The organism is Marinifilum fragile, from assembly GCF_963677365.1.
Taxonomy (GTDB): domain Bacteria; phylum Bacteroidota; class Bacteroidia; order Bacteroidales; family Marinifilaceae; genus Marinifilum; species Marinifilum fragile.
In genome coordinates this window covers 2,574,178-2,598,162 of record NZ_OY781962.1, presented here as the reverse complement: position 1 = coordinate 2,598,162, position 23,985 = coordinate 2,574,178, and the positions used below count along the sequence as shown (strand labels likewise).

Annotated in this window: 18 protein-coding genes; 4 read left to right on the top strand and 14 right to left on the bottom strand. The window is 39.1% G+C overall.

Going from position 1 to position 23,985, the window contains the following annotated elements; genetic code table 11:
- The first annotated feature begins 92 nt into the window (after positions 1 to 92).
- The gene (locus ACKPCA_RS10250; protein WP_054719714.1) at positions 93 to 1,139 is read left to right on the top strand and encodes a nucleoid-associated protein; all 1,047 of its coding nucleotides are present in this window, start codon (positions 93 to 95) and stop codon (positions 1,137 to 1,139) included.
- 720 nt (positions 1,140 to 1,859) lie between these two features.
- Here ACKPCA_RS10250 and ACKPCA_RS10245 read toward each other — a convergent pair.
- The gene (locus ACKPCA_RS10245) at positions 1,860 to 2,837 is read right to left on the bottom strand and encodes a transglutaminase domain-containing protein (protein WP_321278987.1); all 978 of its coding nucleotides are present in this window, start codon (positions 2,835 to 2,837) and stop codon (positions 1,860 to 1,862) included.
- 105 nt (positions 2,838 to 2,942) lie between these two features.
- On the bottom strand, positions 2,943 to 3,344 hold the full coding sequence (locus ACKPCA_RS10240) for a transposase (RefSeq protein ID WP_321278986.1): 402 nt from the start codon (positions 3,342 to 3,344) through the stop codon (positions 2,943 to 2,945).
- 506 nt (positions 3,345 to 3,850) lie between these two features.
- On the opposite strand from ACKPCA_RS10240, the gene ACKPCA_RS10235 reads away from it, so the two are divergent.
- The gene (locus tag ACKPCA_RS10235) at positions 3,851 to 4,411 is read left to right on the top strand and encodes a hypothetical protein (protein WP_321278984.1); all 561 of its coding nucleotides are present in this window, start codon (positions 3,851 to 3,853) and stop codon (positions 4,409 to 4,411) included.
- 147 nt (positions 4,412 to 4,558) lie between these two features.
- Here the strand turns inward: ACKPCA_RS10235 and ACKPCA_RS10230 are convergent, their stop codons facing one another.
- Positions 4,559 to 5,686, bottom strand: coding sequence for a M14 family metallopeptidase (locus tag ACKPCA_RS10230; protein WP_321278983.1), 1,128 nt, complete (start codon positions 5,684 to 5,686; stop codon positions 4,559 to 4,561).
- A 556-nt stretch (positions 5,687 to 6,242) separates the two neighbouring features.
- Between ACKPCA_RS10230 and mltG the strand changes: the two genes are divergently transcribed.
- On the top strand, positions 6,243 to 7,313 hold the full coding sequence (gene mltG / locus ACKPCA_RS10225; RefSeq protein ID WP_321278982.1) for an endolytic transglycosylase MltG: 1,071 nt from the start codon (positions 6,243 to 6,245) through the stop codon (positions 7,311 to 7,313).
- Positions 7,314 to 7,439: 126 nt separating this feature from the next.
- Here the strand turns inward: mltG and murB are convergent, their stop codons facing one another.
- The 4 genes from murB to ACKPCA_RS10205 all read right to left on the bottom strand — a co-directional run bounded on the left by murB (position 7,440) and on the right by ACKPCA_RS10205 (position 10,539).
- A complete protein-coding gene (gene murB, locus ACKPCA_RS10220) occupies positions 7,440 to 8,453 on the bottom strand; it encodes a UDP-N-acetylmuramate dehydrogenase (protein WP_321278981.1) in 1,014 nt (337 codons plus the stop codon).
- Positions 8,454 to 8,544: 91 nt separating this feature from the next.
- Positions 8,545 to 9,573 carry a threonine aldolase family protein gene (locus ACKPCA_RS10215; protein WP_321278980.1) on the bottom strand — a complete coding sequence of 343 codons (1,029 nt, stop codon included), beginning with the start codon at positions 9,571 to 9,573 and terminating at the stop codon, positions 8,545 to 8,547.
- 78 nt (positions 9,574 to 9,651) lie between these two features.
- Positions 9,652 to 10,200 (bottom strand): hypothetical protein, encoded by a 549-nt coding sequence (locus tag ACKPCA_RS10210; RefSeq protein ID WP_321278979.1) that lies wholly within the window; start codon positions 10,198 to 10,200, stop codon positions 9,652 to 9,654.
- A gap of 9 nt (positions 10,201 to 10,209) precedes the next feature.
- A complete protein-coding gene (locus tag ACKPCA_RS10205; RefSeq protein ID WP_321278978.1) occupies positions 10,210 to 10,539 on the bottom strand; it encodes a hypothetical protein in 330 nt (109 codons plus the stop codon).
- Positions 10,540 to 10,643: 104 nt separating this feature from the next.
- On the opposite strand from ACKPCA_RS10205, the gene ACKPCA_RS10200 reads away from it, so the two are divergent.
- A complete protein-coding gene (locus ACKPCA_RS10200; protein WP_321278977.1) occupies positions 10,644 to 11,516 on the top strand; it encodes a metallophosphoesterase in 873 nt (290 codons plus the stop codon).
- Between the two features lie 66 nt (positions 11,517 to 11,582).
- Here ACKPCA_RS10200 and ACKPCA_RS10195 read toward each other — a convergent pair whose 3' ends face one another.
- From ACKPCA_RS10195 to ACKPCA_RS10165, 7 genes are all read right to left on the bottom strand, one after another.
- Positions 11,583 to 13,592, bottom strand: coding sequence for a glycoside hydrolase family 97 protein (locus tag ACKPCA_RS10195; protein ID WP_321278975.1), 2,010 nt, complete (start codon positions 13,590 to 13,592; stop codon positions 11,583 to 11,585).
- A 54-nt stretch (positions 13,593 to 13,646) separates the two neighbouring features.
- Positions 13,647 to 15,917, bottom strand: a complete 2,271-nt coding sequence (gene bglX / locus ACKPCA_RS10190; RefSeq protein ID WP_321278974.1) for a beta-glucosidase BglX — start codon at positions 15,915 to 15,917, stop codon at positions 13,647 to 13,649.
- A gap of 91 nt (positions 15,918 to 16,008) precedes the next feature.
- Entirely contained in the window at positions 16,009 to 17,079 is a 1,071-nt protein-coding gene (locus ACKPCA_RS10185) for a hypothetical protein (RefSeq protein WP_321278973.1), read from the bottom strand.
- 94 nt (positions 17,080 to 17,173) lie between these two features.
- Entirely contained in the window at positions 17,174 to 18,502 is a 1,329-nt protein-coding gene (locus ACKPCA_RS10180; RefSeq protein WP_321278972.1) for a glucoamylase family protein, read from the bottom strand.
- Between the two features lie 69 nt (positions 18,503 to 18,571).
- Positions 18,572 to 20,044 (bottom strand): RagB/SusD family nutrient uptake outer membrane protein, encoded by a 1,473-nt coding sequence (locus ACKPCA_RS10175; RefSeq protein WP_321278971.1) that lies wholly within the window; start codon positions 20,042 to 20,044, stop codon positions 18,572 to 18,574.
- Between the two features lie 38 nt (positions 20,045 to 20,082).
- A complete protein-coding gene (locus tag ACKPCA_RS10170) occupies positions 20,083 to 23,049 on the bottom strand; it encodes a SusC/RagA family TonB-linked outer membrane protein (protein ID WP_321278970.1) in 2,967 nt (988 codons plus the stop codon).
- A 49-nt stretch (positions 23,050 to 23,098) separates the two neighbouring features.
- Positions 23,099 to 23,965 carry a hypothetical protein gene (locus ACKPCA_RS10165; protein ID WP_321278969.1) on the bottom strand — a complete coding sequence of 289 codons (867 nt, stop codon included), beginning with the start codon at positions 23,963 to 23,965 and terminating at the stop codon, positions 23,099 to 23,101.
- Positions 23,966 to 23,985 lie beyond the last annotated feature (20 nt).

The following is a 23,985-nucleotide window of genomic DNA, read 5'->3' as shown; positions in this document are numbered from 1 at the left end:
CTAGGAATCAATTTCTAAAGGCTCTGCTTTAAGAAAACATTCAATATTTAACGAAAGTGCGTATCTTTGTCAGGTTCTTAAAATAGTACCATATGTTTAATTTTGAAGAGATAAATCTGGACCGCATTGTAGTGCACAATGTTGGAAATAAACACCTTGAGGAGGATCTAAAGCTTTCTAAATCGGAAATCGTAATTGAGGATGATGATGTTAGAGATGTACTGCTAAAGTATTTTCTTACAGCCTTTAACAAGGAGGAATTCTACCATTTCCAAAATGAGGCCGGTATAAACATGAACGAAGTATACTGCTATGCTTCTGAATTTTTTGAGAACAACGAAAGCTTTTACGATCAATCCACCAATATTGCGGTTCATTTGTACGAAAAATCGAACCACCCAAATATTAAAGGAGGTGAGTTTTACCTGGTTGCCTTTTCGGGATGTGTGGTGGATGGTGAGGTCTGCAATGCATTGGGGATTTTCAAATCGGAAAACAAAGACACTTTCCTAAAGGTATATCAGAAACAGGAGAATTTTGAGTTGGGCTGCGAGAGTGGAATCAATATCAAGAAATTGGATAAAGGTTGCCTGATTTTTAATACCGAAAAGGAAAAAGGCTTTAAGGTTTGTATTGTCGATAAGACCAACCCGAACAAAGATGCTTTGTACTGGAAGGAAGATTTTCTGGATTTGAAACTTCGTGAGGATAACTTTTATCATACTCAGAATTACCTTGATATGTGTAAGGGCTTTATTGGCGAAGTGTACAACGATGAGAATGAGGTTGCCAAGGCCGATCAGATTGATTTGATGAACAAGTCGATCAACTTTTTTAAGGACAAGAAAGAGTTTAACGAAGACCTGTTTAAGCAAGAAGTAATCGAAGAACCTGAGGTAGCTTCTGCTTTCGATGAATACAAGGAATATTATCAGAACGAGCGTGGAACTACTGTTGAATCGGAATTTGACATTAGCAACGATGCCGTAAAAGGAGAACAGCGCTACTTTAAACATGTACTAAAGCTGGACAAGAACTTCCATGTTTACATCCACGGACAGCGCAAGTTTATTGAGAAAGGTTACGATGCAGCTCGCGATTTGAGCTACTATAAACTGTTCTTCCGCGAAGAAAACTAAGTAAAGACGCAAATTCCAATTTTCAAACCTCATTTTTTAGAATTCTCCCCTTTAGGGGAGATGCCGACAGGCAGAGGGGTGTTCGGAGTACTTAGAAAATGAAATAACAATTTAATTAGATAAATTAGAAGCTTTCTCCTACGGGGGAAAGCTTTTTTCTTTCCATATGAAATAAAACACCTAATCGGATAGATAAGGGTATGCTGTACCTCTACATTTTTGTCATTATCAAAGAACCTAGAAATATTACGGTACTCCGTACCTTTGTAATGTCTAATTCTATTTATGGGTAAAACAGCAGAGCTGCTTAAGCTTTGTAGGTTGATTGTTTAAAAGACTTGGGAGGTGCTGAGCATCCTAACTTTTGCATTTGTTGTTGGAATTCTAAAGTTCGTCGATCTAAGTTTTTGATCTTATCGAACTCCTTTACCTATTGTAACTGTAGATTTAAGCTATGTTGTTGCTATTTTATAGCATTCCAATGGCGCGCAACCATAAAGGAATGCCGACAAGTCATGGGGAAGCGGCGACAAGCCTTTGGCTAAGGCCGACAAGTCATTGGCTAAAGCCGACAAGTCATTGGCTAAAGCCGGCAAGTTATTGGCTAAGGCCGGCAAGTGATTGGCTAAGGCCGGAATGACATTGGCTAAGGTCGGAATGACATTGGCTAAAGCCGACAAGTTATTGGCTAAGGGCAACAAGAGATAGAAAACGGAATATTCACTTCACATTTACTTGGTATCCAAGTGCTGGCACTTCATTAAAATAGATTATCAACTCATCTCTTCCTTTTACATTCGGAAAAATGGTAAAGCCAAGCATATCTCCTTTAGAATATGACTGTACTTTTTGTCCGAACTTCTCTTTCTTAAAATGATAGGCCACTTCGGTATTGGGCGGTACATTTTGCAAAAGAAATTGAAACCCAGAAGATTTTCCAATGTATACAATACCGTTTTGTGGAGCAATCAGCTTTATATTTTTGCCCAAAAAGGCTTTAAAAGGCATGGGCTGAGCTGCAAAGTCTGCGTTGTCCTTAATTTTACTGGCAAGAAGCCATTTTTTATCGTCAGGCAAATGTTTCATGGCAAACTCGTCGGGATCAGAAGCAAAGTAAGCCGATGAAAATTCCTTGTTAAATTTCATTTTTGAATAATCCACCCATCCTGCAGCCCAGGTTACATCGATCAATTGCCAGGAACCATTTATTTTCACCGCATTCCAGGCGTGATTCGACGGCAAGTTTTCTTGACCTATCTCGGAAATCATTCTACGAGCAGTACCCGAAACGATTTCACATTCGATATTCATTTGGTGGCACAAGTCCTGCAATAGGGTAGAGTAGCCCTCGCACAAAGCCTTGCGTTTGCTTAATGTTTTTAGGGCCAAATTCTTTCGGAACTGTCTCTTTTTGGCTTCCAACTCTGCTTGTGATCGATAGGAAAAGCGCACTCTTTGAGACTTTCCCAAAGCTTTGGTATCATAAGCAACATGTAATGCAATCCAGGTGTAGGCAGCTCTTACTTTCTCCAAATCCGTTGAAAAATCACGAGTGATTTTAAGAGCAAGCTCTTTGGTGGAAGAAAAGTTGGCAGGATATCCTCCAACAAGCTGATCGACTCTGCTTAAGTCTTTCGCATTTGCCGAAGCAAGGGAAAAGAATAGGAATAAGCTTAGTATGTATTTGTATGATCTCATATTTTTCTGCTTTCTGTTTAAAAATATGAAAAAAGTTTACAAGAATCGGGCCTGAAGACATGAAGGTGTTAATCTTTTATTTCAGTACGATATATATCCTAAATCTCAAATGAAATCAAACAGATATTCTTCTTTAAATGGAACATTAAATTTCCTCAATATCTCCAAATACTCCTCCTTAAAGGACTTTTTCATATGATGTTCTTTTTGATTTAACACATATTTGGCAACGGAATCAATTTGAGAATGTGCATAAGAGAATGCACCATATCCTTTTTGCCAATTAAATTTAGAGGGGGTAAATCTTTTTTCTTTAATCCAACCATTGCTTGATGTCTTTACGATTTCCACCAAATCCGGAATTTTCTGATTAAGATTGTATCCTATAAAAATATGAATGTGATCTGGCATTGATCCAATGGCAATAAGTTTGTGGCCATGATTTTGAATGATCCCTGTAATATATTTCTCAAGTTCTTGCTTCCAGTCTTTATGTATGAGTGTCATTCTATTTTGAACAGCAAAAATCAAATGGAAATAAGATTGTGAGTATGTATTGCCCATAATGAATTAATATTGATTGTATTGAAATTATTGATCATTGATTTAAAATCAAAATAATAAGAGACAAAATTATATAACGGTGCGCTGCACCTTAGGAGGAACAAACAATATCATTCTATAAATATTCAGGTACTCCGTACCATATTCATGTAATCATGTAAATCAAGCAACAGAGTTGCGTAATATTTATAGAAAAAAATGTTTATAAGAAATTAGGTGCAGCGCACCGAAATATACCAAAGCTCGTTATCCCAAAACAAATCATAGGTGGAACAAGAAATACCATTCTGATTTTTTTTGAAAAGTTAAAAATATCAATTGCTATTTATGATAATAGATGATGGAATTATTAAATTTAGGATTCTTTTACAAGTAAAAATGATAGCAACATTTAGGATTCTCCAAGATTTTACATGGTTTGTCTCAATATCGTATTTATAAATTAATGTATGGTTAAAAACTATAGAGAAGGTGTAATGCCAAATAGATTTCTAATCCTATTTCAGGTGATTTTTACAATTTTGATAGCATACATTATTGATCACTATTGGATTTTAGCATTTGTTGTGTTGTTTTTTTTCTCACCAAGAAAGATTGATTTAATTAAATTAGAAAACGAGAAAAAAGTGATTGTTCATTACATTTTTAGATGGATGAAAAAAAGAGAAGTTTCTAGATCAAATGTACCAATTGACACTAAAAACATTCTTGTAATATCTTATTATTCAAATATTCGCTATTACCCTGATGCGAGAAATCCTCAACCTTATTATAAAAGCATAGTATCATATTGCAAGATTTACTTTTTTATGAAGGACAAAACAATAGTTGAGACAAACATCGAAAAAATTAAAAAATACGAAGATGCAATCCTGATAGCTCAATATCTATCTGATGAGTTGAAATTGCCATTGTATGAAAAAGAAGAAGAACACATAGATCTGTATAAAATTGATAAGGAGATTTATGAAAAAACAGGAAAAGATGCTTGGAATAGATTGAATTTTTGAAAATTCATGAAACCAAAATTATTTCTCTAGACATGTGTCAACGTATGCCACAACCTCACAAAATAATAGAAATAAAAAGCCCACGCTCACGGAAGCTTGAGTATGGGCCTTTCGAGTAATATACTTAGAAGTATAATCTTTAATATCTTATCTTAAGTGATCTACTACCTTCATAATTGGCTGAAGAACTGATTCTCCTAGTAAAATACTACGGTCTGGTGACCAACCACATTCAGGTTCTGGTAAATCATTATTGTCCTTAAATGGCATTTCGATTGTCAAAGATAAACATTTAAATCGTTCCCCAATGTGTTTTGAGCAGATTGCCAGGTTTCCTTTGCCAGGTTCGTTTTTCGGATAGCCGTGAGTGTCTTGAAAATCAGGACATGTAGCGATCCAGGTATTAATGAAATTTTCTGTTAAATTTTTTAATCTTTCATCGAATGATGGAATTCCTTCAATACCAGAAATAAAGTTGTAAGGCAATGCTTCATCGCCATGGATATCCAGGTTCAAATCACAACCATACTCATCCATCAAGTTGCGAACGTGGAATACTTCAGGACTGTTTTCTTCGCTAGGTTCTGCCCACTCGCGGTTGTAGTTGAATCCTTTGGTGTTTACGCGAAGGTTACCCGCAATACTACCGTCGATATTCATGTTCGGAACAATGTAGAAAACCGCTTTGCTTAGCAATGTTCTGGCAACAGGATCGTCTTCATCCAACAATTTGCCCAATAAGCCTTGCATGAACCATTCTGCCATACTTTCACCAGGATGCTGACGAGCAATGACCCAAATTTTCTTTTTGTTCTCATCTGGCTCACCAACAATTAGCATATCGATGTCTTTGCCTTCAACGGTTTTACCAATTGATACCAATTCACATTCCTGCGACATTTGTGCATTGTGAACCAAATCCAAATGTTGCTCATAAGTGTAAGGAGCGAAGTAAGCATAGTAAACCGAGTTGAATTCTGGTGTATGCTCAATGCTTAATTCTTTGCCATCGAAAAAGGTTGGAACTCTAAACCAGTATTCACGATCGTAAGAAGCCACTGCATAATATTCCTGGTATCCTTCAGGATAAGAAGCTTCGCTTGCATTCTGAATGGTCATTTTTACAGCTTGTTCCTGCATTCCTGTTAAGCGGAAATGGAACCACTGGAAATGTTCTGAGTTTGTATCGTTTGGAATTCGCAATTGAATATTTTGTGGATCAAGAGCTTCAATTACCTCTATTTTACCACTATCGAAATTCGATGAAATGTTCATGTGTGTAAGTTTAAAATTGTGTGATTCAAATATAACAAATATCAGTTAGCAGAGAACAGTTATCGGTTAACAATGAACAGTAATCCCTGAACAATTAACAATGAGCAGTTAACAGTTATCAGTAAAAAGTTGTTGGAATCATACATTCTCCTAATTGGGCATTTTAGGTGTGAAATGCAGATCCAAGGCATTGCGTGGGATCTACCAATTGTATGTAATTGATATAGAGACAGCATTAATGCTGTCTTTACGAAATGGAATATGAGTCTGGTAAAAACAAAAGAGATTTCTGTAGACTGAGAGTATCAATAATACTGAATATTAATTTAGAAATATCAATTTGTTAATTTTACCCCAAACCCCTAAAGGGGCTTGTCATGTGTGCAGGTCCCTTTAGGGAATGGAAGGGTGAGCGAGGGGAAGACTGCTGACTTAAAGCTATTGTCGCATGGAGAGATATCTAGAAATAGTAGAGTGTCCATAATAGAAACTATTACAAATGATTTATTTTTCTTTTATTTTTGCGAACTTAGCATGTATAATCAAACCCTAAGCAATGATAAACTTTTTGCGATTAAAAAACATTCGTTCTAAAACATTAAGAATATTCCTGATTTCTGTGATGTTGATCTTGATTGTAGCAGGAGTCATTCTCTTTAATCTTTACACCAGAATTTTCTCTTCAAATATTGACTTAAAAGGAGAGCCCACTGCATATTTGTATATCCCTAGTTCTGCAAACCAGGAAGAGGTAATTGCATTATTGGAAGGACAGGAATGGTTGAAAAATTCTAAGTCTTTAGAGTGGGTGATGAACAAAAAGAATTTCTCAAATCACATTTATGCAGGTCGCTATTTGATTAAGGATGGCATGAACAATAACGACCTGGTAAATTTGTTAAGATCGGGTGTACAGAGTCCGATTCAACTGACCTTTAACAACACCAGAACCCTTGAGGATTTTGCCGGGAAAATTGCCAAGCAAATAGAAGCGGATTCCATTAGCTTGTTGACTGCTTTGCGCGATGAGAAACTGATTGCAAAATATGGTTTTAAGCCAGAAACCGTGATTGGCATGTTTATACCAAATACCTATCAACTGTATTGGAACACCAATACGAATGAATTTATGGATAGGATGTATAAAGAGTATTCAAGATTTTGGGATGCCGATAGAATGAGGAAGGCTGAGAAGATTGGATTGTCACCTGTTGAAGTTAGCACTTTGGCTTCCATTGTTGATGAGGAAACCATTAAGAACGATGAAAAGGCTCGCGTTGCAGGTGTTTACATGAACCGATTGAATCGTAAAATAAAACTGGATGCTGATCCGACTTTAAAATTTGCTTTGGGCGATTTTAGCATCACAAGAGTACTGAACAAGCACAAAAAAATAGATTCTCCATACAATACCTACAAGTATCGCGGTTTGCCTCCAGGGCCAATCCGTCAAGCTTCCATTTCGGGATTAAATGCTGTGTTGGACTACGAAAAACACAAGTATATTTATTTCTGTGCTAACCCGGATTTTTCGGGATATCACATCTTTGCACGTACACTTCGCGAACACAATCGCAACGCCCGAAAATATCAGAATGAGTTGAATCGAAGAAGGATTATGAAGTAGAAGAAACACCTATTACGTTTCACGCAGAGTACGCAGAGAAAGAATAAATAAAAAACGCAAAGGACTAATGATGTAGTACTTTGCGTTCTTGTTATAAAATATCTTAGCGATCTTTGCGTGAACCCTTTATATCGCATTCACTTCCATTTCCAACTTCACACCAAATTTAAACATCACCGATTTGCGAATGTCATTGGCTAGTTTCAAAATGTCGTTGCCATTGGCGTTGCCATAGTTTACCAATACCAATGCCTGATCTTTATGCACTCCAGCATCGCCAAAGCGTTTGCCTTTCCAATCGCATTGTTCAATTAACCAACCGGCAGCCAGTTTGGTTTCCATATCATTAACGGCATAGGTAGGTAAGTTTTCGTATTGTGCTTTTAGTTTGTCGGCTTTCTCCTTATCCACAATTGGATTTTTGAAGAAACTACCCGCATTCCCCAACTCCTCAGGATCGGGCAATTTGCTTTCGCGGATTTTAATGATTGCCTTGCGAATGTTCTTCAGGTTGATTTCATCATATGCTTCCAGCTCTTTACTGATAGCACCGTATTGAAGTTTAAGCTCAGCCTTCTTTTTCAATCGAAACTGTACATGAGTAATGATGAAAAGGTTCTTGTATTCTTTCTTGAAAACTGAATTTCGGTAAGCGAATTCACAGTGCATGTTGCTAAAAATAACCTCCTCTTTGGTTTCGATTGAAATGGCTTCCACATTCTCGATTACTTCTCTTACCTCAACACCATAAGCTCCGATGTTTTGTACCGGAGAAGCACCAACTGTACCTGGAATCAAGGAGAGATTTTCGATACCATAAAGGTCATTCTCAACTGCCCATTCAACAAATTCATCCCACTCTTCGTTGCAACCAACGCGTAATAGCACAGATTCTTCATCTTCATCAAGAAGCTCAATGCCTTTGATATTGGGATGAAGCACCAGACCATCAAAATCTTCGGTAAAGAGAAGGTTGCTACCACCTCCTAAAATGATGTATTGGGTATCAATGAGGTTATTCTTCTTCAGGAAATCATGTATTTCTTCTTCAGTATCGAACTCAAAGAAATATTTGGCTTTGGCCTCAATGCCGAATGTATTGTGTTTTTTTAGAGAGTAATTTTCTAATAGTTGTGCCATTTAAAAGCAATTAATAATTAGTAAGTAATAATTAACAATGGGCAGAATTGTAAATTATATTATCGCTTGATGTTTTTTTGGTAAGAATGGCTTATGCCAATTCTTTTTTCAAAAGATCCACAAAGCCTAGAATGTCTTCTTTGGTAGTATCGAATGAACATAGCCAACGAACTTCCCCTGCATGTTCATCCCAAATCCAGAAGAAATATTCTTCCTGTAGCTTTTCAATTTTATCCTTAGGAATCAATGCCCAAATTCCATTGGCCTGTACTTCTTGCGTGATGGTAATCTGTGGGATTTTTTCCACTTCATCTTTAAGAAGTTTAGCCATTGCATTGGCATGACGAGCTGTTTTTAACCAAAGCTCATTGGTAAGCATTGCATCAAACTGCGCTCCAATGTATCTCATTTTTGAGCAAAGCTGCATGCTCTGTTTGCGAATGTATTTGGCATTCTTCGATAATTCAGGATTGAAGAAAATCACAGCTTCACCAAGCATCATTCCGTTTTTGGTTCCTCCAAAACTTAAAACATCAATTCCAGCATTGGTTGTAAATTCTTTAACATCAACATCAAGACTAACCACGGCATTTGCCAATCGAGCTCCATCCATATGTACATACATGTCGTGCTCGTGGGCCAAATCGCAAATTGCTTTAACCTCTTCAGGCGTGTACACAGTTCCCAACTCGGTACATTGAGTAATTGAAATTACTTTTGGTTGAGAATGGTGTTCAAAACCAAAACCATGCAATTGAGGTTTGATTAATTCCGGAGTAAGTTTTCCGTTTGGAGTATCGATAGGAATTACTTTACAACCTGTGAATTTATCAGGAGCACCGCATTCATCAACTTGAATATGCGCAGTTGCCGGACAAAGAATAGAGTGGTAGGATTGCGTTAAAACAGATAAGCCAATTACATTGGCTCCGGTACCATTAAATGCAAAATAAACATCAATATTCTCACCAAATAAGTGTTTGAATTTCTCAATGGCCGAAGCAGTATAGTGGTCGCCACCATATGCCATTACATGTCCTTGGTTCGCTTCGTTTATCGCTTCTAAAACTTCAGGTAGAACACCAGAAAAGTTATCGCTTGCAAATCCTCTCTTGTTCATTTTGTTTGTCTTTTGATTGAAAACGTAAAAGTAAGTTTTCTTATCAGAAACATCATTCAAAAAAGATAAAAAGTGGAACTAATTATTCAGTAGTGTTTTAATTTTATCGATGAGCAACATGCTCTTGTGAGATTGACTTTCTCCCTGATCTATAAATTGGATATTGCCTTCCTTGTCTAACAAGAAAACGTAGCATAAACTTTTGTCTTCTACTCCAAAATAGGTGTAATAATCGGAAAGAGAACCGTAGTAAGTCATCACATTTTTATGCATGGATGGAACAATTCCTTTTCTCATGCCATTGTCAATGTAATTGGATATCCAGGAATAAAAGTTGCTAATCATTGGGATTTCAATGAATCGGAATTCATCGTACATGCTGAACTCCTTTAGAACTGGTTTGGTCCAACTGTCAATTTGCGGTTGGGTGCCTCGTTTAAAAGCAACAATTAGTAAAGAAACTTTTCCCCTGCAATGGTCTGGCAAAGAGATTTCTTTATGCGAAAGCAATTCGCCATGTATGGTTGGAAATTGATCCCCAATTTCAAGTTTCTTTACGGTTTGAGCACTCAAGTTTGAGCAAAAAATAGAAATGAAAAATAAAGTTGATAATGTAAATTTCAGCATAAAATCGTGTTAGCTATAATAATCTTGCAATAGTTTCATGGTGTTTTTAAAGCTCTTATCATGATCAATTTTAGGATCATCTTTTAAATAAGCTTTAACGGCTTTAACAAGATCTATTATTAATTCATATTCCTTACTTTTCTTCATAAAGTTCTCAGATTTACCAATGTAATTCCCTGGACTTTCTTCTACAATAGGAGCAATGTTGGCCCATTTTTTAGTAATTGTAAAAGTAACTTTTGCTTTTGGCTCGATATCAGAACTACCAAGAACAACATCTCCATCACGATTTAGTCCCCAAAAGTAATCTTTGGTATTTTTAAGTAATTTTTCAAGCATAAATAAAAGTTTTAAGAGATTCTACATAAAAATAGTTGAGACTTTTTTAAATTATAAAAATTATAGAACTTTTGCCCCTCAATTGATATTTAATTTTTCTATAAATGATTAGAGATATTTCTTCCGGTAAACTTATGATTGTATCTGATTTGCATGGCAATGGCTTCGATTTCAGACAGATTTTGAAGGTATACGGGCAACAAAAGGAGAGGGGGGGAGCTGACTATTTGGTTTTTCTGGGCGATTTAATTCATGCTTACCCCGGGAAGATGAAAGATGAATCCCGCGATATGGTGATGCAGCTGATGGAGATGGGGGCCAACCAGCCCGATTCAGATATCATCTGTTTGCTGGGCAATCATGAGTTCGTGCATATTTATCACATTCCTCTGCAAAAAGGACCATTGGAATTTACTTCCTGGTTTGAAAACAGAATCAGAAAAAATAGGGAGGAAATCATCCGCTTTTTCATGAATATGCCTTTCATGATTCGCACCCAGGGAGGTGTCTTGATCACTCATACAGGAGCTTCTGATCGCTATGGGGAAAACGAGAAGTTTGATTTGCAATGGTTAAAGAATTATCAGCATCAGCCTGAGTTTAGGGATCACATCAAAAACATAGGAAAGTACGATCCTTATGTAGGGGCGGATTTTATGCATACCCATGAGGGAGATTTTTTGTGGGATATTTTAATGAATGGAAACGAGAAACAGTACAAAGAGGAGTATGAGGGGATGGTGTCTCAAATGCTCCATCGACTGAGCGAGGATAGAAAAGAGAATCCATTGAGAACCCTAGTGTCGGGCCATATCGGTGTTGATTATGGGGCTGAAATGGTAGGGGAGAAACAGTTGAGGATTTGTTCCAGTGCCGGTTGCCTGCGCGATTTGGAAAAGAAATTCCTATTGATTTCAGCAGATAAGGAGTATGCCGATTCGGAAGCGCTTTTGAATCGATGCTTCGATTTGTTTTAAAAGAAAATCCCCATCTCAAAAGAGGCGGGGATTTCAGTGGTGAGTTGTCTACCTTTCGATTTGGTATTATTCACCTTTTGCAATAAAGTGGATTGCAAGTCCTCCACCTGCTGCTAGCCAAGCAGTTAATATATCTTCACTTGTAACTTCTTTTTCAGATATTTTTATGGAGTAAGGATTTGTTTTCCAATCGGCATTTTTTCCATCCTGGTAACTCACTGCCAGGTATGTTTTACCTGCTTCCAGAAAGCTTAGCGGAATGGATACCTTTCTTGCGTTTTCATTGCTGATGCTGCCCAAAAACCAATCGCTGCTATGTCTGTCCTTGCGTGCTATGGAAATAAATTCGCCAGGATCTCCCTCCAAAGCAATAGATTTTTCCCAGTCTACAGGAACGTCTTTTATGAATTGAAATGCAGGTTGATTTTTGTAATTCTCTACCAAATCTGCAGCCATTTGCACCGGGCTGTAGATTACCACATACAAGGCCAACTGTTTGGACAGAGTAGTATTTACCCTTTTGTCTCTAATGCCATACTTCTCGTAGGTTAGGCCGAAAATTCCCGGGGTAAAGTCCATGGGACCGGCCAGCAATCGGGTAAAAGGGAGTATGGTAGTGTGTGCCGGACTGTTGTTTACCGCTGACCATGGAGCATTGAACTCTTGTCCCAGGGCGCCCTCTCTCGATAAAAAGTTTGGATAGGTACGGCGCAAACCTGTTGGTTTCACTGGCTCGTGAGCGATGATGCAGATCTCATGTTCGGCAGCTTTTTCCACTACTTTCTGGTAGTGGTTCACCATCCATTGTCCCTGGTGATACTGCCCATTTTTAATTGGGCCTACATAACCGGTTTTGATATTTTTGACATTGTACTTGCTGTAGAAATGCAAAGCAGAATCGAGTTGAGATTCGTAGTTTTCCACATGTCCCGAGGTTTCGTGGTGGCCAATGATCTGTACCTTTTTCGATTTCCCATATTGAGAAAGCTGTGGCAGATCAAAATCGGGATATGTTTGGGTATAGGTCCACTCCCCAAATTTTTTCCAATCAGGATTCCAGCCTTCCACCAATATTCCTTCGAACTGGTTGGCCGCAGCAAAGTCGATAAGTTCTTTGGTGTTTTGGGTGGTGGCTCCATGTTTCGGACCGGTGAACCAGGTTTGCTGGCCCAGGTGCATGCCCCACCAGATGCCCATGTATTTCATGGGTTTGATCCAGCTTGTATTTTCTAATTTGTTGGGTTCATTCAGGTTGACAATGAGGTGTGAATTGATCAGGTCTACTGCCTTTTCTCCAACCTGAATGCTTCGCCAAGGCGATTGTAATGTTTTGTTGGCTTTTACTTTTATGCCGTCGGGCCAGGGAACCAAATTACACTCCAGTGAGAGCGTTTTGTCTTCCCTGCGTTTTAAAGTCATGGATGCATAGTCAATTAAGCCTGCTTCATGGATGCTCAGGTAGTATCCCTTGTCTGTTTTCATGGTGAAAGGGGTCTGTACCGAGTCCACTTCACTAACTTGTGAAGTTTGGTAAGCTTTCTCGTAGCTGTCGTAATCCACCGGAGTCCACCAGGATTGATTGTTACTGGTAAGGTTGAACTCTGTAATTTCATCTACAAGCAAAAGGCTGTCTATTCCCTCCTGAGGAGGAATTTGATAGCGGAATCCCAGGCCATCATCAAACAAACGGAATTGGATTTTCATTTGCAGATGAGGAGGCTGAGTTTGTCGAAAGCTCAGACTCACATTGTTTGATTGCTCCTTAATGAATTGATCTTCTCCCCACACTGTTTCCCAGTGGGTGTCTGTCGTACTGGTTTCAACAGCTTCAAGGGTGTAGTTGTTGGTTTGCTTGAGAATGTTTTGAAAGATCAGTCCCAGGTGGGAGTTGCGAATCAAAGTATCGCCACTGACAATTAGGTTGTAGAAGGGCTGGCCTTCGTGCTGCCCTGCACTTACAATTAGTTTCTGATTAGGTGAAGTGAGGAGTACTTCCTGTTTGGGATGACATCCATATCCTAGAAATGCAAGTAAGATCAGGGAGGTGAGTAGGTGTTGTATCTTCGGGCTTTTCATGAACGATTCTGTTTGAAATAAAACAGGGGGAATTGCTTCCCCCTTTATCGATATTTATTTCTCCGCGATGGGAGCAGTTTGGGTTAATGTGAATTGTGATTCTTGTACCTCTTGAGAGCTGGTCCCAATGAATACTTTAAAATCGCCTTTTTCTACCCCATAGGACATGTCTTTTCTGTAGAAAGCCAGATCTTCAGCAGTAATGGTGAACTCCACTTCTACACTTTCTCCTTTCGGGATAAACACTTTTTTGAATCCTTTCAATTCTTTCACAGGGCGAGTTACACTACCAACCAAATCCTGTATGTATAGCTGAACAACCTCTTCACCGTCATATTTACCAGTGTTGCTTACCTTCACTTTGGCAATAATCTGATCGTTGGCTCCCATTGTTGTTTTGTCAAGCTCCACAGCTGAATAGTCAAATGTGGTATAACTCAATCCGAATCCAAATGGATAAAGAGGAGTGTTCGGACAATCAAGATATTTGGAAGTAAACTTCTGGTTAGGATCCATAGGACGACCAGTGTGCTTCATATTGTAATAGATTGGAATCTGACCCACGTTTCTTGGGAAAGTAACCGTTAATTTTGCTGAAGGATTGTAATCTCCGAACAAAACATCAGCAACAGCAGGACCAGCCTGAACACCAAGATGCCAAGCTTCCACAATTGCCGGAACGTTGGCAGCTTCCCAGTCGATGGTTAAAGGACGACCATTCATCATCACCATCACAACAGGTTTACCAGTTTTCACGATTTCCTTTACCAATTCAGGTTGAACACCAGGTAATTCAAGGTCGGTACGACTGGCAGCTTCACCACTCCAATCATGAGGTTCACCTACCATAAGAACAACAGCATCAGCTTCTTTGGCAGTAGCTACCGCATTGTCAAATCCGCTGTGGTCGTCACCAAATAGCTTACATCCTTCGGCATATAGAATCTCAGTTTTTCTGGAAACCGCTTTTTCAACACCTTCCATTACAGTAACCGCTTTTTCCCATTTTCCTGCACCTGACCAGGTTCCTACCAAATCACGTCTGTTCTTAACGTATGGTCCAATAAGAGCCAGTTTCTTGATGTTCTTGTCAAGTGGAAGAATTTGATCTTCGTTTTTCAACAGAACGATACTTCTCTTTGCCAATTCACGAGATGCCTTAATGAATTCAGGTTTCATTAAGGTTTTTTTCGCTCTTTTTACATCGCTGTACTTGTAAGGATCTTCGAATAATCCCAGGCGATATTTCATTTTCAGGATCTGACGAACCGCCTCGTCGATACGAGAAGTCAGAACTTTACCCTCTTCAACTGAAGTTGGCAGGAAGTCGTTGAAAATACCACTTTGCATATCCATATCAACACCAGCATTAATGGCTACTTCACCAGCTTCTTTTTCATCTTTTACATTACCATGTTCTGTCATTTCCATGATAGATGTGTAATCGGTTACCACGAATCCGTCGAAATGCCACTTCTTTCTTAATACATCATCAAGAAGGTATTCGTTACCCGTACAAGGAGTTCCATCCAACTCATTGAAAGAGGTCATGAAAGTGGCTACACCAGCATTCAAAGCGGCCTTGAACGGAGGCATGTAAGTGCTCCAAAGCTCACGGTTTGAAATGTCCACAGTGTGATAGTCGCGTCCTGCCTGCGCTACACCATAAGCAGCATAATGCTTGGCACAGGCCAGCATGGTGTTGGTTTTGCTCAGGTCATCGCCCTGGAAACCGTGAACACGTGCTTTGGCAATTTCACATCCCAGGAAGATATCTTCCCCTGCACCTTCAGCAATTCGTCCCCAACGAGGGTCGCGTGCGATGTCCACCATTGGAGCAAAAGTCCAGTGTAAACCTTCCGAAGTTGCCTCGATCGCTGCAATACGAGCACTTTTTTCAATCCATTCAAGATCCCATGAACAGGCTTCAGCCAATGGGATAGGAAAGGTTGTCCAGTGACCGTGAATCACGTCGTATCCGAAAAGCAAAGGAATACTCAAGCGGGTATTCTCCATGTTTTCCTTTTGCAAACGGTAGGTAAAGTCTGCGCTATAGGCATTAAAAATGGCACCTACTTTTCCTTTTTTCACATCTTCAACGTAATTGTTGTTGGTGATTGGTCCTGTAATATCCCAGCTACTTGAGAACAGGGTAAGCTGTCCCAGTTTTTCCTCTAGTGTCATCTTTTGTAAAAGAGAATCCACAAAGGCTTCCATTTTAGTCTCTCTCTCCCAGGGAGCCGGTTTTTTGTTGACCTTCGCTGAAAGGGTCAAGGCTCCACTCATCACTAATCCTACTAGAAGTAATAAAGATTTTAGTCGCATTTAATTAATAGTTTTATAAAAATTATTTCATGTTTGAATAAGCGGGGCAAACCGCCCCGTTTACTCTGTTTTAAAGTTGTTTGTCTTGTTGTTATTCCCAACGGATGTTATCCAGGTAATACTTGTCTGTAGCACCTCCGTCATTTTTTCCTGCATTGAAGAAGAGAACCACTTTATTATGGTTTTCATTTGCCTGGGAGCTAAAATCAACGGTATACTCAACCCATTCTCCTGTTTTGGTGATATCCATCCAGATTTCATGGGCAGCAGAGGTTCCACCTTCCAGTTTGGCAAGGAATTGAACTGCCTTGTCGGAGTGAATCATCAGTTTCAATTTGTTCTTGGTAGAAAGGTCAATGGCTTTTCCATAGTCAACCAAAAGGAAATCCCAGGCATTTGTTCCGTCATCGGTAAACTCACCAATTTTCTCGCTTTGGTTGATTCCTGCCTTGTATAGATTGTCTATTCCAGCCTCCAATTTTCCTGTAAACGCGTAGTTGTGCTGACATTCAAAATCAGAAATGATGCTCATGTCTTTTTCTACACCTTCACATGGGTCCACAACTATAGGGAAGTCATTTTCAACAAATCGAATGTCATCAATCAGGTAGATTTCTTCGCTGGCACCATTATCAGCGCCAGCGTTAAAGAAAAGAACCAGTTTGGTGTTGCCCATGTCAATGGCTTCTCTAAAGTTAAAGGAACACTCTACCCACTCATTGATTTTTTCAATTTGAAAGTCTTGTTCTACAGCAGAACTACCGCCTTCCAATTTGGCAATCAGGTTTCCTGCTTTGGGAGCAAAAACTTTTATTTTAAGTTGACTTCGATCTGTAAGGTTGTATGCAGAACCAAAGTCTACCATGAGGTTGTCCCATGCCTGGCTTCCATCATCAATGAATTTACCCACCTTATCAGAATTGTTGATGCCAGATTTGTTGGTGTTGTCAATAGCAGGAGCCTGAGTCTCCTTTGTAGCATCTACACCTATAAAAAAGTTTTGCTGACATTCAAAATCAGAAATTATACTGTTGTCTTTTACTACATCTGCACAAGGGTCAACAGGTTCAATTATTTCCTCTTCATCAGAAGAACTGCATGCTATTGTAAATGTGGAAAATATTGCAATAATTAAGCTTAATTGTCTTGTTTTTAAAATCATAAGTCAAAATTTTAGGTTTTGAATTGGGTTAGGGAATCCCTGGACAAGAGCATTAAGCTCTTGTCCTAAGGAATTACTAACTAATTGAATTGTGTTATTTTGTCAGGCTAAGGCCTGCTTTATCCAAGGCTACACCTATTTCGGGGGTTTTCATAAAAGTATCCCATAAGATACCGGAACGGTAATTTTCTATCATTACAACAATTGGTCCCTGATCAATGGCCAGGTATGATTTGGCCACCCATCCTTTACTGATGTTGAATGCATCTTTGAAACCATACTGACCAAAAAGATTGTATTCATCCATTTTTTCATAGAAGAACCTCATGGCATCCAGAGAATATTCAGGTGTATAAACAATAGATGAGATGGCTGCAGTAGGGGTGATGGTTCCATTATCATTATTTGGAGCATGTGCCATATAACCACCCGGAGTGTCACTTGCGGTTAATCCCCAGCAATTCTCTCCATAATAACTGTAAGTGCTGTGATTGCTGATGCACCACTGACGGTTCAAAAGTGTCTGCTTTTTATTTCTGTCGAAATAAGATGAATAACCAGCAAGTGCCATGTGTTGATCTGTAATGTGAGGAGTTAATCCCAAATACGAATAATGTGTAAAGAATAGAGGTCCTCCATAATCATTACGTTTTGTTGGATCTAATTCTCTAAGGTAGTTGTTTCCAATCCATCCTTTTTCATAAACACTTTTGTCTATTGGATGAGTAGGTGATGCCAAAGCCAGAATATAAGCAATCTGTGTTTCATTAAATGAACGCAGAGGCAGGTTCATTTCAAAATGATAGTTAGGAGACCAATGCCATAGCAGGTATTCTCCCGATTGGGCAAACCAGTCCCACTCAACCCCTTCCCACAGTCGGGTAATGGTTGCTCTAAGCTTTTGTTCCTTTTCGGTTTCTGCATCAAAATACTCTCTGGCAGTCAACATTCCTTGTACCAGGAAGGCTGTTTCTACAAGATCGGCACCATTATCTCTTGCTGAGAATGGGATGGTCTCTCCTGTTGTACCACTTAACCAATGAGACCAAGCTCCATGATAACGAGTCGCTTTATTCTCCAGGAAATCTGTCATTTTGATTAGGCGATCTACAGCTTGCTGACGGGTGATATAGTTGCGTTCTACACCTGCAACGATAGCCATGATCCCGAAACCGCTTCCTCCGCTTGTTACCGTGTCAGGTTTTTCGTTACTACGCTCACGAGCCAATCCGGAAATCGGGTGTCCGAAATCCCAAAAGTAGGCAAAGGTTTTCTCTTGAACGATGTCGATAAGTTCTTCATCGGTAAGCTTAGCTTCTGGCTCAACTTCCTTATCAGGATAAATTTCATCAGAGCTACTGCTCGAACAGCCAATGATCAGGCAAAGAGAGAGTAATAGGTATATTTTGATTAAATGTGACATTGCTTATTTGTTTTAATAGGTAGTTGTCTGCAGGAGCTTTAAGGCTCCCGCAGAATTTGACCATGAAATTTAGTAACCGTTGTTTTGCTTTAGCATTCCTTCACTTAATTCTATCTGACGTTGAGGAATTGGGAACACTTCGTGCTTTCCATCTACAAAGTTTTTACCGTGAGCACGCAGGACTTCACCAGCTCTTCCCTGGCGAACCAAATCGAAGAAACGATCGTGTTCCATCCCTAATTCCACTCTTCGCTCGTGCCAGATTTTATTTTTTAGATCATCACCAGTTGCATTAGGTAATCCTACTCTTGAACGAACCTTGTTCAATGATTCTAAAGCTTGACTTGTTTGCCCCAATTCATTGGCGGCTTCAGCATTAATTAACAGGACTTCTGCGTAACGGAAAATTCTAAGGTTTTTACTGGTTTCCCAGTCATTCCCATTGAATGTTTCCTGAGTTTTACTGAAGTAAGCTTTCTCGTTATAGCGAGGATTTGGAGTTTCTGAGTTGATAACAACTCCGTCCCACATGGTTTCAGCAGGGAAAATGATGGTTGCCTCTTTTCTTGGATCTCCGTCTTCATATGCTTTTTCCAGTGATTCAGAAGGAGTGTTGAATCCCCATCCTAATTGACCACGAACACCCTGGCAAACAGCATAACCTTGAATCCCTTTGTTTGGGGTTACACCAGAAGCCTGCACTTCAAAAATTGACTCTGAACTGTTTTCACCAGACTCTCTCCAGATGGTTGCATAATCGCTTACCAAAGCATATTCTCCTGATTGCATCACTTCATTGGTTAAGCGTAATGCTTCGCTCCAGTTTTTCTGATACATGTATACTTTTGCAAGGAAGGTTTTTGCAGCTCCTTTGGTAGCACGTCCTAAATCGTCCATGCTCATTTGGCTTCTTTCCTGAAGATGTGTTAGCCCAAATTGCAAATCGGAAATAATCAGCTCATAAATTTCTTCTTTGCTTGCTCTGGTTCTTCCGTTAGCAAGATCCTCTGGATTACCAGCATCAGGTAGCTTGTCAATTTTAGGAACACCACCAAAACATCTTACAAGTGTCCAGTAATAGTAAGCTCTTAAAAATTTTGCTTCACCTTCCAGGCGATTTCTTAGGCTTTCATCTATTTCCAGGTTTGGGATTACATTAAGCGCTTGATTTGCAAAAGAAATACCTCTGTAATTAGATCCCCAAATTTCATTAAATGAGATACTGGAAGCTGTGAAATTAAAATTGTCCAATTCATGTTTGTCTGCACCGGTATCGCCAGGATCACTTCCTTTATCGGCATCATCAGAGGTAATACTTGATACTCCAATCCATGAAAATGTGTGTTGGTCCCAATTCTGTAAATTGCTGTATACGGCATTTACAAGTTCGGTAGCTGTATTTTCTGAACTTGAGAAATAATCTTCAGGAGTTTGATTTACCTGTGGATCTATCTCAAGAAATTCATCGCTGCATGCTGCGGTCATTAGTAACAAAATGCTCAGTAGGCATGCAATGGTTATATCTAAAATTTTGTTGTTCATTTTTTTTAGTTTTTCAATGGTTTGACCTTTGTGTCGCATTAAAATGTAACATTAACTCCAAACAGATAAGTAGCTGCAGTTGGATAAGCATTTAACTCGATACCAGCATCAAGTGCTCCTCCTGGCAATTCAGGAGTATAACCACTGTATTTCTGCCAGATTACCGGATTTGTTGCACTCATGTAACATCTTACATTTTTAATTCCTACCGAGTTAAGCCATGATTTAGGTAAGGTGTAGCCTAGTGTGATATTGTTGATTTTGAAATATGAACCAGACTCAACATAGTAAGATGAGGCAATAGGAACTCCATTGGAAGCTCTTGGTGTTGTGTTGGATGGATTATCAATAGTCCATCTGTCAGCTAAGGATGCTTCTATATTTTCGTTCCCCCATCTTTGGGCTTTTTTTCCGTTGTAAACCTTGTTTCCTGAATTTCCATAGAAATCGATTTGGAAATCAAAGTTCTTGTAATTGACCCCGGCATTGAAACCATAATATAGTTTAGGCTGATATGACCCCATGTAAACACGGTCATCATCATTTAAAACACCGTCGTTGTTAGTGTCTTTGTATCTGAAATCACCTGGTTTTGCATCAGGTTGAATTTTACCACCATCTTTGTTTACGTATGAATCAACATCGCTTTGCGAGTGGAAGATTCCATCGGTTTGGTACACCCAGAAACTACCAATTTCTTCACCTTCTTCGGTTCTGGTTGTTACCTGTCCGTTTCCTAAGCCTCCGGCAACAATAGGAAGACCGCTGGCAACATTTTCAATGGTATTTTTGTTGTGTGTTAGGTTTACTCCGAATGTGAAAGTAAGATCTTCATTTACTTTTTCTCTCCAGTTTACTGATAATTCGAAACCTTCGTTACGGATGTCAGCCATATTGGTCAAGTAGCTGTTAGCTCCGAAAATCTGATCCAAAGGAGCATCGATTAAAGCATCCGAAGTTAATTTGTTGTAGTAATCCAACTCACCGGTAATCTTATTGAAGAATGAAAACTCTAATCCAAGGTCGTATTCAGTGGTAAGCTCCCATTTTAATCCAAGGTCTTTGATTCCTTCAATTGTTGTTCCGTTAACTACGGTTTGAGTTTCTCCGAAAACATATTGCTTGGTAGCCATTGTATAAAGAAATGCATTGGATCCAATGTTGTCATTTCCAAGCTTACCCCAGCTGGCTCTTAGCTTTAAATTGTCCAGCCAGGTAATGTCCTGCATAAAATTCTCTTCTGAAATTCTCCAACCTAAACCTACTGAAGGAGAATTTCCCCAACGTTGATTTTTAGAGATTTTTGAAGATCCATCACGACGCATGGTAGCAGTCAACAAATACTTATTGTCATAGGCATAGTTGAAACGACCGATATAGGAGTTTCTGGTATACTTGTCACCTCCGTTTCCGTTGGTTGCAGAGGTAACATCTCCTGCATCCAGATACCAGTATTGAGATTGTTCCGGAATACCTTGTCTTGATCCGCCTAACCAACTTGTTTCTGTTTTCTCAGCAGTGGTTCCTGCCATCAGTTTGAAATCGTGCTTGTCACCCAACTTGAATTGATAGGTTAGAATATTATCCCAAATCCATGTTGAATATTCTCCTCGACCAGCAGAAAGTGATGAATGCTCACTTTTTTGGTTAGGAGATACTTCGTATTTAGGAGTATAGCTTCTATCCTTTGAGTAAGATGCATCAACACTAAATGTAGATTTGAAGCTTAAGTTTTTCATCAATTCCAGCTCGGCGAACAAGGATCCTTGAATACGGGTTCCCCAGTTGCGGCTATTGTTGTAATGCAGGGTGGCTGCAGGATTGGCTACATTGTTTTTGATGGTGTATCCAAAGTCGCCATTTTCATCTTTAACAGGAACTGTTGGTGACTGACGATAAGCATCGGTAAATGTTCCAAAAGGAGCATTGTTTGATTTGTATCGGCTAATGCTAAGGTTGTTTCCCAGTTTGATTTTATCGGTAAGCTGGTAAGTATTGTTCAATCGCATTGATAGCCTGCTGTAATCATTGGTTTTCAGGATTCCCTGATCCTCCATATATCCCAAAGAGAAGAAGTAAGTGTTTTTTTCACCACCTCCGTTAACCGACAGGTTGTGCTCTTGAGTGAATGCCTCGCGAGTGATGGCATCCAACCAGTTTGTGTTGTATTTGATTTTCGATAAATCGTAAGGAGCTTCCTGGTTATCGTAAGCTGCTGCTTCGTTTGAATATTCCGCGAACAGTTTGCTGTCAGCCATTTCAACTTCGTTAATGATTTTGTGTACCCCAACTTTAGAGCTAAAGTTCACTTCCATTTTACCTTTAGAACCAGATTTTGTAGTGATAAGAATTACACCATTTGCGGCCCTAACACCATAAATAGCAGCAGAAGAAGCATCTTTAAGGATATCTACCGAAACAATATCTTCCTGATTAATGTTTCGCACATCACCGGTTACAATTCCGTCGACCACGTATAATGGATCTACACCGGCCTTCATACTACCAATTCCTCGGATACGAACCATTGGAGCTGAACCAGGAGCACTTGAGTTGACAATTTGTACCCCGGCTAATTTTCCCTGAATCGATTGCATTGGAGAAAGAGAGCTAACATTTTTTAGTTCATCTCCTTTTACTCCAACGATAGATCCGGTGATGTCCTTTTTGGTTTGTACCCCGTAACCAACAACCATGACTTCTTCAAGTCCTGTTGTGGAAGCTTCCAATATCACGTCGAGCTTAGTCTGGTTGTTTACAGCGACCTCTTTGCTGATCATACCAACGAAGCTGAAAATTAAGTTTGCATTAGGAGCAACAGTAATGGTGTAGTTTCCATCAATATCGGTTGTTGTTCCTGTGGTAGTTCCTTTTACGACAATACTTACACCAGGTATTCCCATTTCATAATCCTGGGATGTTACTTTTCCTGTTACTGTAAGGTTTTGTGCCCAAATGGCGCTGGAAAACAGCGTCATAAGGATAATGAGAAGATTTTTTTTCATTAGGAAATGTTATTTAGTTTGGTTATACTATAACTGATTCGTTTTTGTTTTAAATGTATAGGGTAATTGGGCTTTCAACTTGAGCGGCCACATCAATCACATTCACATCCAACTTGGTTTTGGTTATATCCATTTTGATTTCGAAAGTGTATTTATGATTGGCTGTCAGTTCAGCGGTTGTAAAAGTTTTATTAATTGTAGGGAGTACTCCTTCTGCATCAACTAAATTTACAACAACCGTGTAAGTGTCAGTTCCATAATCATCTATAGTGGTTGCGGGAGGAGTAGTCATTTTCAGATCAGCAATAAAATGTCCTGTACGGGTTTCTGCTGGAGTATATTTCAAGTGTTTGTCAGCCCATGATGCTGTTACTTCAGCTTCAATTGTTTCATAACCTGCAGGAATTCCGGCATCACCTGATTGAATAAAATCAACGTCAATCAATACAGTTGTCTGAAGAATAGCAAAAGATAGAGTTGTTACACTGTTTTGTGTAACTGAGAAAGGATTGTAAACACCTTTATAGAAGGGAGTATCCCATCCGGCACCTCTGTAGTCCGAGTTTCCTTCTCCATCGATTACACCAATCCAACCAGAGTCAATGGTAAGATTAAAGTTGTCTCCCGCTGGCATTAAAATTCCTTCAGCAGGAAAAGTTCCTAGTTTATACGAGCTGTTGTTGTAGTCAGTACCTGTAATAAAGACTCCAAAATCATTGGTTTCCATTCCATACACAGTACTAGCTTTTGTAGCATTAGATTCTGGAATAACATCTATGGAAATTTGAGGAGTAATTTGTAATGTTCCTGTTTCACTTTCTTCTGTGATGTCATGCTCCGAGCAAGACGAGAATAATAAAATAGAAGCTGTAAAAAGACTTGCTATTAATAAACGGGTTTGCGGTAAGGTTTGCATAAATGAAAAATTTTAGTTGA

Coding starts and splice junctions, on each gene's coding strand:
- ACKPCA_RS10250 (WP_054719714.1), top strand. CDS start 93: ATGTTTAATTTTGAAGAGATAAATCTGGACCGCATTGTAGTGCACAAT.
- ACKPCA_RS10245 (WP_321278987.1), bottom strand. CDS start 2,837: ATGAGATCATACAAATACATACTAAGCTTATTCCTATTCTTTTCCCTT.
- ACKPCA_RS10240 (WP_321278986.1), bottom strand. CDS start 3,344: ATGACACTCATACATAAAGACTGGAAGCAAGAACTTGAGAAATATATT.
- ACKPCA_RS10235 (WP_321278984.1), top strand. CDS start 3,851: ATGGTTAAAAACTATAGAGAAGGTGTAATGCCAAATAGATTTCTAATC.
- ACKPCA_RS10230 (WP_321278983.1), bottom strand. CDS start 5,686: ATGAACATTTCATCGAATTTCGATAGTGGTAAAATAGAGGTAATTGAA.
- mltG (WP_321278982.1), top strand. CDS start 6,243: ATGATAAACTTTTTGCGATTAAAAAACATTCGTTCTAAAACATTAAGA.
- murB (WP_321278981.1), bottom strand. CDS start 8,453: ATGGCACAACTATTAGAAAATTACTCTCTAAAAAAACACAATACATTC.
- ACKPCA_RS10215 (WP_321278980.1), bottom strand. CDS start 9,573: ATGAACAAGAGAGGATTTGCAAGCGATAACTTTTCTGGTGTTCTACCT.
- ACKPCA_RS10210 (WP_321278979.1), bottom strand. CDS start 10,200: ATGCTGAAATTTACATTATCAACTTTATTTTTCATTTCTATTTTTTGC.
- ACKPCA_RS10205 (WP_321278978.1), bottom strand. CDS start 10,539: ATGCTTGAAAAATTACTTAAAAATACCAAAGATTACTTTTGGGGACTA.
- ACKPCA_RS10200 (WP_321278977.1), top strand. CDS start 10,644: ATGATTAGAGATATTTCTTCCGGTAAACTTATGATTGTATCTGATTTG.
- ACKPCA_RS10195 (WP_321278975.1), bottom strand. CDS start 13,592: ATGAAAAGCCCGAAGATACAACACCTACTCACCTCCCTGATCTTACTT.
- bglX (WP_321278974.1), bottom strand. CDS start 15,917: ATGCGACTAAAATCTTTATTACTTCTAGTAGGATTAGTGATGAGTGGA.
- ACKPCA_RS10185 (WP_321278973.1), bottom strand. CDS start 17,079: ATGATTTTAAAAACAAGACAATTAAGCTTAATTATTGCAATATTTTCC.
- ACKPCA_RS10180 (WP_321278972.1), bottom strand. CDS start 18,502: ATGTCACATTTAATCAAAATATACCTATTACTCTCTCTTTGCCTGATC.
- ACKPCA_RS10175 (WP_321278971.1), bottom strand. CDS start 20,044: ATGAACAACAAAATTTTAGATATAACCATTGCATGCCTACTGAGCATT.
- ACKPCA_RS10170 (WP_321278970.1), bottom strand. CDS start 23,049: ATGAAAAAAAATCTTCTCATTATCCTTATGACGCTGTTTTCCAGCGCC.
- ACKPCA_RS10165 (WP_321278969.1), bottom strand. CDS start 23,965: ATGCAAACCTTACCGCAAACCCGTTTATTAATAGCAAGTCTTTTTACA.